At 44.4% G+C, this 13378-nt stretch carries 6 protein-coding genes and 1 riboswitch; of the genes, 2 read left to right on the top strand and 4 right to left on the bottom strand.

Features of this window, described 5'->3' with window-relative positions; translation table 11 throughout:
• Positions 1–303: 303 nt before the first annotated feature.
• On the bottom strand, positions 304–1584 hold the full coding sequence (locus F0229_RS05160; protein ID WP_017061334.1) for a sodium:proton antiporter: 1281 nt from the start codon (positions 1582–1584) through the stop codon (positions 304–306).
• 169 nt (positions 1585–1753) lie between these two features.
• On the opposite strand from F0229_RS05160, the gene metH reads away from it, so the two are divergent.
• The gene (gene metH / locus F0229_RS05155) at positions 1754–5431 is read left to right on the top strand and encodes a methionine synthase (RefSeq protein ID WP_017068719.1); all 3678 of its coding nucleotides are present in this window, start codon (positions 1754–1756) and stop codon (positions 5429–5431) included.
• Positions 5432–5537: 106 nt separating this feature from the next.
• On the opposite strand, the gene lysC is transcribed toward metH, so the two are convergent.
• Positions 5538–6905 (bottom strand): lysine-sensitive aspartokinase 3, encoded by a 1368-nt coding sequence (gene lysC / locus F0229_RS05150; RefSeq protein WP_171732399.1) that lies wholly within the window; start codon positions 6903–6905, stop codon positions 5538–5540.
• Between the two features lie 108 nt (positions 6906–7013).
• Positions 7014–7191, bottom strand: a riboswitch (Lysine riboswitch).
• 176 nt (positions 7192–7367) lie between these two features.
• Here lysC and F0229_RS05145 point away from each other — a divergent pair.
• Positions 7368–8507, top strand: coding sequence for an alanine--glyoxylate aminotransferase family protein (locus F0229_RS05145; protein WP_171732398.1), 1140 nt, complete (start codon positions 7368–7370; stop codon positions 8505–8507).
• A 112-nt stretch (positions 8508–8619) separates the two neighbouring features.
• On the opposite strand, the gene F0229_RS05140 is transcribed toward F0229_RS05145, so the two are convergent.
• Positions 8620–10383 (bottom strand): PglL family O-oligosaccharyltransferase, encoded by a 1764-nt coding sequence (locus F0229_RS05140; RefSeq protein ID WP_171732397.1) that lies wholly within the window; start codon positions 10381–10383, stop codon positions 8620–8622.
• Positions 10384–10479: 96 nt separating this feature from the next.
• Positions 10480–13311 (bottom strand): excinuclease ABC subunit UvrA, encoded by a 2832-nt coding sequence (uvrA, locus tag F0229_RS05135; protein ID WP_017061339.1) that lies wholly within the window; start codon positions 13309–13311, stop codon positions 10480–10482.
• Between the last annotated feature and the right edge of the window lie 67 nt (positions 13312–13378).

The raw sequence follows: 13378 nt of genomic DNA, 5'->3' as shown, positions 1-13378 counted from the left end.
CTCGCAAGCTTTTTGAAGTCAGTGTTATTAAGGCTATCCATGGCTAAATTTCACAATAATTCATCAATCTTAATTAGATCACATTTTTACTTTAATTGGTATTAACCTACTTAAAGAGTTCTGGATACCCACAACAAGGCTTTCGACTACTCAAATACTCGCGGTATCAAATATCGATATAATCTCTATGTTCCACGCATACCTTTCAACGATAACTTCAGTGAGGGAATTGGCGAGTTTGACTTTCATTAGGTATAAAAAAGGCCACCTAAAGTAGGCGGCCTTGGTTGATCTATTTAGATATTAATCTAGCTCTTTCTCTGCTTGTTTTGCTTTCTCTATCATAGGAGTGATTGTTGAGCCTTGAACTAGAATAGAGAACACAACAACGGCGTATGTCATGACAAGGATTATCTCTTTAACATCGATTGCTTTGTCTTCAATTACCCAGATACCTGAAGGGATTGAAAGTGCCATGGCTAGTGCTAAGCCACCGCGTAAACCACCCCAAGTTAGAATCTTAATCGACCACGGGTTGTAAGTTCTAAAGCGTTTAAATCCGATGTAAGACAAGAAAACACTCAAGTAACGTGCACTCAATACTAGAGGGACTGCGAAAGCCATTAAGATCCAATCTTCTTGGTGGAATTTGAATAACAGCATCGACATACCAATTAGTAGGAATAATACGCCGTTTAAGAATTCATCTATCAACTCCCAGAAATGATCTAGGTGATCTTCACTCTCTTTCGAGAATCCGATAAAGCGAGTCCAGTTACCAATCATGATACCTGATACCACCATCGCTAATGGGCCTGATACATGTAGAACTTCAGCAAACGCATAACCAGCAGTTGGGATGCCGATGGTTAATAGCAACTCCATCGAGTGGTCATCGGTATTGCTGATTAGGTAGTGGAATACAAGACCTAAAACAAAACCATAGACAATGCCGCCAATCGCCTCTTGAACGAATAGCATGGTCACACTACCGACGGTTGGCGCTTCTGTGCCGAATGCGATAGTAAATAGGGTTACGAAGATAACTAAGCCAAAACCATCGTTGAATAGAGATTCTCCCTCGATTTGAGTAGAGATTCTTCTGGGAGCGTCGAGTTTCTTTACTATTGCTAGCACGGCGATGGGATCGGTTGGAGAGATTAGCGAGCCAAAGAGTAGGCAGTAAATCAGATCAAATTGAATACCGATGAACTGGCAAAACCCGTACAGCACAAAACCGATAAAGAATGTTGAAAACAGCGTAGCACCTAACGCGAGTACTGTTATTTCCCATTTCTGGTCTTTTAGGTTTGGTAATTTGATTCCCAAACCGCCTGCAAATAGTAAGAATCCTAATATCCCTTTTAGAAGGAAATCTTCAAAATTGATACTGGCAACGGTCTCTGAGGCAATGTCTGCCAATTGGAACCAATTATTTTGTCCCGCAATGATAATCAATAGAGATAACATCATTGAGCCAGCTGTGATGGCGATGGTTGTCTGCATTTTACCAATTTTTGTATTCACGAAAGCAATAAGCATGGCTGCAGCGGACAAGAAGCATAAGGTGTAATAGACCGACATTGGGATTCCAACATGTAACAAAGTATGAATATGAATTTTCGTTGTCTCATGCTCAAATAGCAAACATTTTTTTGTCATGACTCAGTAATCAATTTCCTTTTTTAGACGTCTAGACTCCTTTTTAATGTGTGATAGGATGGAGGGATAATTAAAGGAATGAGGTTGTACCGTGGGAAGTAATGTAAGGCAAAAGATTGACGCTCTGTTGAAGCAACGAATTTTACTGATTGATGGTGGCATGGGCACCATGATTCAGGATTATAAATTGGAAGAGCAAGACTATCGTGGTGAACGCTTTGCTGATTGGCACAGTGACTTAAAGGGCAACAATGACCTTTTAGTTCTTACACAGCCTAAGCTTATCAAAGATATCCATATGGAGTATTTGGAAGCTGGGGCTGACATCCTCGAAACCAATACCTTTAACGCTACAACCATCGCTATGGCCGACTATGATATGGAAAGCCTTAGTGAAGAGATTAACTTTGCTGCTGCCAAGCTTGCTCGTGAAGCAGCTGATGAATGGACTGCAAAGACCCCAGATAAACCTCGCTTCGTCGCGGGTGTATTAGGCCCTACCAACCGAACTTGTTCTATCTCGCCTGATGTAAACGATCCAGGTTACCGTAATGTTAGCTTTGACGAACTGGTTGAAGCCTATTCTGAATCGACTCGCGCGCTCATTAAGGGCGGTTCAGATTTAATTCTTATTGAAACTATCTTTGATACGTTAAACGCGAAAGCGTGTGCCTTTGCCGTTGAATCTGTTTTTGAAGAGGTGGGTATTGCTCTTCCAGTGATGATTTCCGGTACCATCACTGACGCATCAGGTCGTACCCTTTCAGGACAGACGACAGAAGCATTCTACAACGCCCTTCGTCATGTAAAACCAATCTCATTTGGATTGAACTGTGCATTGGGCCCTGATGAACTGCGTGAGTATGTCGGTGAGATGTCTCGTATCTCAGAGTGCAATGTTTCTGCTCACCCTAATGCGGGTTTGCCTAATGCATTTGGCGAGTATGACCTTTCTCCTGAGGATATGGCTGAACATGTTAAAGAGTGGGCTGAAAGTGGCTTCTTGAACCTAATTGGTGGGTGTTGTGGTACTACTCCAGAGCATATCCGTCAAATGGCTGAGGCCGTTGAAGGTGTAACGCCGCGTCAATTGCCAGACTTACCAGTTTCTTGTCGTCTTTCGGGACTAGAGCCACTGACGATAGCTAAAGAATCTTTGTTCGTGAATGTAGGTGAGCGGACCAATGTTACCGGCTCTGCACGCTTTAAGCGCCTTATCAAAGAAGAGCTCTACGACGAAGCCTTGAGTGTAGCTCGAGAGCAAGTCGAGAATGGTGCTCAAATTATCGATATCAACATGGATGAAGGGATGCTAGACGCCGAGGCGTGTATGGTTAAATTCCTGAATCTATGTGCTTCAGAACCTGAAATCTCGAAAGTACCTGTTATGGTCGATTCTTCTAAGTGGGAAGTTATCGAAGCTGGCCTAAAGTGTATTCAAGGCAAAGGCATCGTTAACTCAATCTCTCTAAAAGAAGGCAAAGAGAAGTTTGTTGAGCAAGCCAAATTAGTTCGTCGTTATGGTGCTGCTGTCATCGTGATGGCGTTTGATGAAGTCGGGCAGGCTGATACTCGAGAGCGTAAAGTCGAAATCTGTACCAATGCCTACAACATTCTTGTTGATGAAGTCGGTTTCCCACCAGAAGATATTATTTTTGACCCGAATATTTTCGCAGTGGCTACTGGTATCGATGAGCATAATAACTATGCGGTTGATTTCATTGAAGCAGTAGGAGACATCAAACGCGATCTCCCGCATGCGATGATCTCTGGCGGTGTGTCGAATGTTTCATTCTCATTCCGTGGTAATAACTACGTCCGTGAGGCTATTCACGCGGTATTCCTATATCACTGTTTTAAAAACGGTATGGATATGGGCATTGTAAACGCTGGTCAGTTGGAAATTTACGATAATGTTCCAGAAGATCTGCGTGATGCTGTTGAAGATGTGGTACTAAACCGTCGTGATGATTCGACTGAAAGATTGCTGGATATGGCGACCGAATACCTAGAGCGTGCTGTTGGTAAGGTTGAAGATAAATCTGCATTAGAGTGGCGAACTTGGCCTGTAGAGAAGCGTTTGGAGCACTCTTTGGTAAAAGGTATCACCGACTTTATTGTTGAAGATACCGAAGAAGCTCGTGTTAATGCCTCTCGTCCTATTGAAGTGATTGAAGGTCCTCTAATGGACGGAATGAACGTTGTTGGTGACCTGTTTGGTGAAGGTAAGATGTTCTTACCACAGGTTGTAAAGTCTGCGCGTGTGATGAAACAGGCGGTTGCCCATTTAGAACCATTCATTAATGCATCCAAAGAAGTGGGCGCAACTAACGGTAAGATTTTGTTAGCGACCGTTAAAGGTGACGTTCACGATATCGGTAAAAATATCGTTGGTGTGGTTTTACAGTGTAATAACTACGAAATTATCGACTTAGGTGTGATGGTTTCTTGCGAGAAGATTCTCAAGGTAGCGAAAGAAGAGAATGTCGACATTATTGGCCTGTCTGGGCTGATTACACCGTCTCTTGATGAAATGGTACATGTTGCTAAAGAAATGGAGAGACAGGGTTTCAAGCTGCCTCTTCTGATTGGCGGTGCAACCACATCTAAAGCTCACACAGCAGTTAAGATTGAGCAGAATTATTCAGAACCTGTTGTATACGTAAATAATGCCTCGCGTGCAGTGGGTGTTTGTACCTCACTACTTTCTGATGAATTGAAACCCGCTTTCGTTGAGAAGCTGGATATCGATTACGATCGCGTTCGAGATCAGCACAATCGTAAGAAGCCTCGTACCAAGCCTGTCACGCTTGAAAGAGCTCGTGCCAATAAAGTTGCTATCGATTGGGATGCGTATACGCCACCGGCACCCGCTAAGCCGGGAGTTCACATCTTCAATGATTTTGATGTGGCAACTTTGCGTCAGTACATCGATTGGACTCCATTCTTTATGACATGGTCATTGGTTGGTAAATACCCTGCAATCCTTGATCATGAAGAAGTGGGTGAAGAGGCAAAACGTTTATTCAAAGATGCTAATGATTTACTGGATCGCGTAGAGAAAGAGAAGCTGCTTGAAGCGCGTGGTATGTGTGCCATGTTCCCAGCGAACAGTGTTGGTGATGATATTGAGGTGTATACCGATGAATCTCGTACCGAAGTTCTAAAAGTTCTACACAATCTTCGTCAACAAACAGAGAAACCAAAAGGCTTTAACTACTGTTTGTCTGATTACATTGCGCCAAAAGAAAGCGGTAAAGCGGATTGGATTGGTGGCTTTGCGGTTACGGGTGGTATTGGTGAGCGAGAGCTGGCTGATGAATACAAAGCGAAAGGCGATGACTACAACGCGATTATGATTCAGGCGGTTGCTGACCGATTGGCTGAGGCGTTCGCGGAATATCTGCATAAAGAAGTGAGAAAGGATATTTGGGGTTACTCGCCAGATGAGAATTTGTCTAACGACGATTTGATTCGAGAGAAATACCAAGGTATTCGTCCAGCTCCAGGTTACCCTGCTTGCCCAGAGCATACAGAGAAAGGTACGTTGTGGGAGCTGATGGACGTTGAAAAGGCAATCGATATGTCATTAACGACAAGCTACGCGATGTGGCCTGGTGCCTCAGTGTCTGGTATGTATTTCTCACACCCTGATGCTAGATACTTTGCTATTGCACAGATTCAACAGGATCAAGTGGATAGCTATGCTGACCGCAAAGGTTGGGATATGTTAGAAGCCGAGAAGTGGTTAGGTCCTAACATTAACTAGTTTGAATCTATGATGAGCTTTGATTCGTAAAGTAAAAAGAGAAAGGGTTGCTAAATAGCAACCCTTTTTGTATTTGTGATTTATCTGTCGATGATAAACGGACTTTCTATTCAAATAATTCTTGGTGCAGTTTTTGAATCGCCAACTTAGAAACAGATTCATTTAGTAAGAAGCACAGGTTGTGTGGGCTTGCACCGTAACAAATCATGCGTAGGTTGAAGTCTTCAAGAGTGCCGAAGACCTGCTTTGCATAGCCTTTGCTTTCACTCATGTTGTTACCAATAAGAGCAACAAGGCATAGGTCGTGTTCAATATCTACAGAACACAGCTCCTCAAGCTCAATGCGAGCGGCTTCAGGTAACTCAGGGGCACCACCAGAGGTATCCGTTTGATCGAGTGTTAGTGAAACACTGATCTCTGAAGTGGTGATAAGATCGACCGAGATCTTATGTTTAGCAAGGATCTCGAACACTTTCGCAAGAAAGCCGTAAGCATGGAACATATTAGCGCTACGCAGCGTAACCATGGTTTGGTTGCAGCGAAGGGCGAGGGCTCTGAATAGTGGAGAGCTTTCCACCTGTTGGCGAATCCAAGTTCCACCCAACTCTGGTGCTTTTGAAGAGCCGACAAATACCGGTATTTGGTGGCGTAGTGCAGGTACTAGAGTCGATGGGTGCAAGATCTTCGCACCAAAGTTTGCCATTTCCGATGCTTCACTAAAGCTGATCTCTGGGATAGGAGAAGCTTTAGGTGCAATACGAGGGTCAGTGGTGTAGATACCCGGAACATCCGTCCAGATTTCTAGACCAATCGCCTGTACAGATTCGGCAATCAGTGCTGCTGAGTAATCACTGCCACCGCGGCCTAAAGTCGTGGTGTTGCCTTCGCTATCAGCACCGATAAAACCTTGTGTGACGACAACTTGTTGTTGGCACAGTGGAATCAGTTTCTCTTTCGCTAGCACTGAAATCTCTTCAAGCTGAGGTTCAGCTTTGCCGAAATCATCATTGGTGCGCATCACTTCTCTGATATCGAAGCGAACCGCGGATGTACCACGTTCGCGAAGGATTTGAGCAAGAAGGTGTGTCGACATCAATTCACCGCACGCGACTAAGTGATCGGTTAACTTAGTGCTTGTTTGAAACGATGCAGCCTCGGCAGCGCTCGCAATGTCATCAAGAATGCTGTGGACTTCTTTTTCGATGCTGATTGGATCTGCGAGTTGGTCAAGAATTGCGTTATGAATCTCCGCTAATTGCGCCATTAATTCCTGACGACGTGCTTTATCTTGAACACCATTTGCCAGTTCAACCAGCAAGTTAGTGACACCAGAGCATGCACTACTCACGACCAGTTTCGTGTTTGAGTTGTTTTCAATAATGGCAGCACAACGGCTCATTGCTTCAAAGTTGGCAACACTTGTTCCACCAAACTTAGCGACATTAAAAGAACCAGCTACATTAGATGCACTCACGATATATCTCCCACGACTTCCTAAAATAAAATTACGGTTGGGTAATCCAACGTCCGATGTTTTTCGAAGAGAGTTTTAGAGCAAAAAGAGAGGAATTATTAGAATAGTAACCTCAGAAGCTCTTCACCATATAGAAATGGCGACAGTTGAAGGGATTCAGCCCGCTCAACCGATAATAAAGGTCCTGCATCCTTTTATTATCTCGGCACTGCTCCCCATAAATGTTTTGTATTGGAAATGCGGTTCCACAAAACATCTGCCTGGGCAGTGCTCCTCTTCTGCTAGATAGCCGTTTCATTGAACGTTTTTGTGGTAACAATGTCAATCCGTAACTTGAGATAATTGAAAAATAATTTTAACAATTATGTGACAGTGGTTTGACCTCAATACTTATGGCTAATTGCTGAGGTAATCAATTTGCTTTAGGGTGGATTGTTCACAACATTAACGTAAGGGATGTACATGTCTAATTTACCACTCACTACTGCTATCGATAGCTTTTATCCACCACACCGAACGTTAATGGGACCTGGTCCTTCAGATATCTCACCTCAAGTGTTACAGGCTTTGAGCCGTCCAACCATAGGTCACTTAGATCCGCTGTTTATTGCGATGATGGACGAGCTTAAACAGCTTCTTAAATACGCTTTTCAGACTGAAAACGAATTTACGATTGCCGTTTCTGCACCGGGCAGTGCGGGTATGGAGACCTGTTTTGTTAACTTGATTGAGCCTGGTGAAAAGGTGATTGTTTGTCGTAACGGTGTCTTCGGTGAGCGTATGCGAGAAAACGTGGTGCGTTGTGGTGGCGAAGCGATCCTTGTTGATGACGAATGGGGCAAGCCCGTTTCAGTTGAAAAGGTAGAACAAGCATTGGCAGAAAACCCCGATGCCGTTGCTGTTGCATTTGTGCATGCAGAGACATCAACCGGAGCGTTATCTGATGCTCAAGCTATCTCTGCTGTCGCTCGTCAGTTTGATGCGTTAACGATTGTTGATGCAGTGACATCATTAGGTGGTGTGCCATTGCTGGTTGATGAGTGGCAGCTTGATGCGGTTTATTCTGGCAGCCAAAAGTGTCTGTCTTGTGTGCCAGGGCTATCTCCAGTGACTTTCTCTCAGCGTGCGGTTGATAAAATGAAAGCCCGTAAAGCACCAGTGCAAAGCTGGTTTTTGGATCAAAGTTTAGTATTAGGTTACTGGAGTGGAGAAGGTAAGCGTAGCTACCACCATACCGCACCCGTGAACAGCCTTTATGCTCTGCATGAGTCGCTGGTTTTGTTGAAAAATGAAGGCTTAGATAATGCGTGGTCTCGTCATCATGCGATGCACCAAGAGCTTAAAGAAGGCGTAGAAGCTCTAGGGTTAAAGTTTGTGGTTGATGAAGAGAGCCGCCTGCCGCAGCTTAATGCACTTTATTTCCCAGAAGGAATTGATGAGGCTAAGGTCAGAACGCAGCTTTTAGAAGAATATAATCTTGAAATCGGTGCTGGGCTTGGCTCTTTGGCTGGTAAGGCATGGCGTATCGGCCTAATGGGTTACGGTGCTCGTAAAGAGAATGTCGCGTTGTGCCTAAAAGCGCTAAAAGATGTTTTGAAGTAGCTGCATGAACTGAAATTAAAAAGAAAAGCGCACGAGAGATCGTGCGCTTTTTTGTATCTACCCCAAGCTCCTACTGCCTACTAAGTGAAGCTTGCGTTGCGAATTCTTAACATTATTCTGCAGACGAAACGTTATCTTCTGCTTGTGACACTTTCTTATACTGAACCTTTGAAAAGTCTCTGTTAGGGAATAAAAAGTTCGCTTCGCTACGAATTTGCTCTGCTTTACTTTCTTCTCCTAGGCCTTGATACGCCAGAATCAGATTGCTGTAGAAAGCCGGTCTTGGTTTGCTCTTAATGATCTCCAGTGACCAATCGATGTAAGGCTGTATAAGGCTCGGGTCGGCTTTGTAGAGGCCGATATTAAGGTAAGTGCTGTATATATCCCAATCGTAGCGATCTTTCCACACCACTGGGTTCGTTACCTGCTTAAGAATGTCCGGATTTTTCGGCTTAGACAGTTCAAACTTAGTCAGTACATAGTTGGTGTGCAGGGCGCTCAACATATAAAAACTGACCAAAATAGGGAGCACTAAGCTCAACACTCTAAATAGGGTCTTGCTGATGATACTGAACGACTGTTGATAATGTAGGGAAGAGCGCTGATCTACCCAGTAAATCAATATAATGAATGTTATCCAGTGAATCGCCGAGTGGTAAAAAGGATACTCAAGTTGAGAGTGCAAAAGGATTGGGATAAATAACGCGAGCAGGGCTAGACGTGTTCCCTTTGCTGAACTTGTTATGCGTGACATCACCAATATTGCAGCAATCAAGATTCCGATGATTGGTACAATCCCCCCTTCAACTCCCCAAAACAGGAACTCATTGTGCGGGTGATCCATTGAAGGAAGACCTGGATGATAGTTCGAGTTGAGTTGATATTGGCGAGCTGTATATAGCGTGTATTCAGACTCAAATTTCCCGTAACCATAACCTGTAAATGGCTTTTCGATCATCATATCTAAAGCTTGCGGGAACGTATAAGCGCGCGGGCTTTCTAGGTTCGCTTTCTTGCTAGCGAGGCTATCAGTCGCACTTAGGCTGATCACCGAAAAAGCGACGACGACACCGACGAGCACTGATGCGCACCATCCGTAGAAGCGTTTCTTGGTCGAGAACTTGTATAGATAGGGCAGAATGCAGATAAACCCAATGACAGCGGCCAACCATCCGGTACGTGATGCAATGATGATCAGCAAGGGCACGGTTAAGGTTGGAGTTAAATACAGTAGGAATGATTCGCTGATCTTATGGTTATATTTAGCCGGCTGCCTTGCTAAAAGGTAAGCGGACAGCACAAAACCAGTAGCAAGAAAGCTTGCCATTACATTCGGTTGTTGAAATATCCCATATGGTCGGTTTGCAGCAGTGTTGTAGCCAAATAGGTTGCCAGGTTCTAATAAGAAATATTGCACATAGCCAAATAGTGCTTGTATAACAACAGCAAGTACAATGAACCACAACATACGTTGCTTGTGTTTATTGCTGAACTTAAATTGCTGCAGCACCACAAATAAGGCAAAGCCCGCCCACAATCCAAGCAAGCGTCCTGACGCTCCTTGAGGTGCAGCATTGCTGTATAAAATGGGTAGCGTGAGTATGATGCAGCTAATCAACAAGCCAATTGTTAATTTGGAATACTTGAGTACTCGATTGGTCGCGAGTTGGTAAAAGCCAATCGCTAGCGTGAAGCTTAGCGCTAGCCAAGTGGTAGGGTTAAAGGATAGAGCAAGGCCCGAACCACCAGGATTCGGCATAAAAAAATGCATAGCTAACAAGAATACAACAGCTAAAGAAGCCAGAAATGCTTTGTTGAGTGGTAGCTGAGTGACCTGATTTTCTAGCTGAGTACCGCTAGTGTGTATTGTTGCCATAAATCCCTAACCTTATAAAAACAGAGCTTGTTCCTTCTGAAACAAGCTCTGTTACTTTAACATTTTTCTGTCTGCCCGCAGGGCGCTATTTTACACCTACTTCAAATTTAACATAGGCTTAAGGAAGCGAGCAGTGTGTGAACCTTCGACTAACGCCACATCTTCAGGTGTACCCTCTGCAACAATCTCACCACCACCTTGCCCACCTTCTGGGCCAAGATCTAGGATCCAGTCTGCTGTTTTAACGACATCTAGGTTGTGCTCAATCACGACAACTGTATTACCGTGATCACGCAGTCTATGTAATACCGTCAGTAGCTGCTGGATATCGTGGAAATGAAGGCCTGTTGTTGGCTCATCGAGAATGTATAAGGTTTTTCCCGTGTCTCGTTTAGACAGTTCACGCGCTAATTTAACACGCTGAGCTTCACCTCCAGATAAGGTTGTAGCTGCTTGCCCTAAGCGAATGTAAGAGAGGCCAACGTCCATTAAAGTTTGCAGTTTACGAGCGATAACAGGTACCGGGTTGAAGTATTCACGAGCATCTTCCACAGTCATCTCTAGAACTTCGTCAATGGTTTTGCCTTTGTAGCGGACCTCTAGAGTCTCACGGTTATAACGCTTACCTTTACACACATCACAAGGCACATACACATCGGGTAAGAAGTGCATCTCTACCTTGATTACGCCGTCTCCCTGACAAGCCTCACAACGACCACCACGAACGTTAAAGCTGAATCGACCTGGCTTGTAACCACGAGAACGTGATTCCTGAGTGCCCGCGAATAGTTCACGAATAGGGGTGAAAATCCCTGTGTAGGTCGCAGGGTTTGATCTTGGTGTACGACCGATAGGGCTTTGATCTATGTCGATTACCTTATCAAAATGTTCTAACCCTTTAATCTTTTTGTGCTTTGCTGGAACTGCAGTCGTGGCACCGTTTAATTGAGTGTGGGCGACTTTAAAGAAGGTATCGTTGATAAGCGTTGATTTACCCGAACCTGATACGCCCGTAATACAACTGAACAAGCCAACAGGAATTGTCGCGGTCACATTCTTTAGGTTGTTCCCCGTTGCGCCAACGATCTCGACGACCTTTTTCTTGTCGATAGGCGTTCTCTTTTCAGGCACTGCAATTTCTTTAGCACCGCTCAGGTATTGGCCTGTCAAGGAGTTCGGGTTTTCGATGATGTCTTGCATGGTACCTTCTGCCACCACGTGACCACCGTGCACCCCTGCTCCTGGACCGATATCGATAACATGGTCAGCACAACGAATTGCATCTTCGTCATGTTCCACAACAAGTACCGTATTACCTAAGTCTCTCAGGTGAATTAAGGTTTGCAATAGACGTTCATTATCGCGCTGGTGGAGACCAATTGATGGCTCATCAAGTACATACATAACGCCAACTAAACCGGCACCGATTTGGCTCGCCAAACGAATACGTTGCGCCTCACCACCAGACAGCGTTTCAGCACTGCGTGATAGGTTAAGGTAGTTCAAACCAACGTTGACTAAGAAATGCAGACGATCATTGATCTCTTTCATCACTTTATCTGCGATCTGCCCACGTTGACCGTCTAGCTTCAATTCTTGGAAAAATTGTAGTGCGTCAGCAATGCTAAGTTCAACGATTTCCGGAAGTGTTGTATCACCAATGAAAACATTGCGAGCTTCTAGTCTCAGGCGAGTGCCATCACAGCTAGAACACGACTTGGTTGAGATGTATTTGGCAAGGTCTTCACGCACCGCGCTAGATTCAGTATCACGGTAACGGCGCTCTAAGGTATTTAAAATGCCCTCGAATGGATGACGCTTAACTCGAATATCACCTCGGTCATTGATGTACTTGAATTCCACTTCAGTTCGACCTGATCCTTTTAGAATGATCTCTTGAGTCTTTTTCGGTAGAGAATTAAATGGCGCATACAGATCAAAACCATAATGTTCTGAAAGCGACGTTAGCATCTGGAAATAGTAGTAGTTCTTTTGATCCCAACCTTTTATCGCACCTTCAGCAATGCTTAGGTTCTCATCTAAAATCACTCGGCTTGGATCAAAATACTGTTGAACACCAAGACCATCACACGTACCACATGCTCCTGCCGGGTTATTAAATGAGAACAGGCGAGGCTCAAGCTCTTGCATGCTGTAACCACATTTAGGACAAGCGAAGTTAGCAGAGAATACGATCTCTTCTTGATCCGTTTCGTCCATCCAGCCGACGACAGCGATACCGCCAGATAGCTCTAATGTGGTCTCGAATGACTCGGCTAAACGCTGTTGAAGATCAGGACGAACCTTGAATCTGTCTACCACAACTTCAATGGTGTGCTTCTTATGAAGTTCAAGTGCTGGTGGATCGGATAGATCGCAGGTTTCACCATCAATTCGGGCTCGGATAAAGCCTTGCGCAGCTAAGTTTTCCAGTGTTTTAACATGCTCACCTTTGCGCTCTTTGACAATCGGTGCCATCAACATCATCTTTGAGCCTTCAGGCAGTTCTAAGACCTTATCGACCATTTGACTGATGGTTTGTGCTGCTAGAGGGATGTTGTGGTCTGGACAGCGAGGTTCGCCTACTCGCGCATACAATAATCTGAGGTAATCATAGACTTCGGTAATGGTACCGACGGTTGAGCGAGGGTTATGTGAAGTCGATTTTTGTTCTATTGAGATAGCTGGAGACAGACCTTCAATATGGTCGACATCAGGCTTTTCCATAAGAGATAGAAATTGACGAGCGTAAGCAGACAGAGATTCAACATAACGACGCTGACCTTCTGCGTAGAGTGTGTCAAACGCAAGTGACGACTTTCCTGAACCCGATAATCCGGTGATGACAGTCAGTTTGTCACGTGGAATGGTTAGGTTGACGTCTTTGAGGTTATGCGTACGAGCGCCTCTAATTTCTATTTTATCCATCTCAATAGACCATGTAATTTTAAGTGGCTAAAGTATTACATAGAGTGAGATTTGTGCAAAGTTTTAC

Source organism: Vibrio sp. AIC-3, assembly GCF_013114515.1.
Taxonomy (GTDB): domain Bacteria; phylum Pseudomonadota; class Gammaproteobacteria; order Enterobacterales; family Vibrionaceae; genus Vibrio; species Vibrio crassostreae_C.
This window is presented reverse-complemented; position numbering and strand designations above follow the sequence as displayed.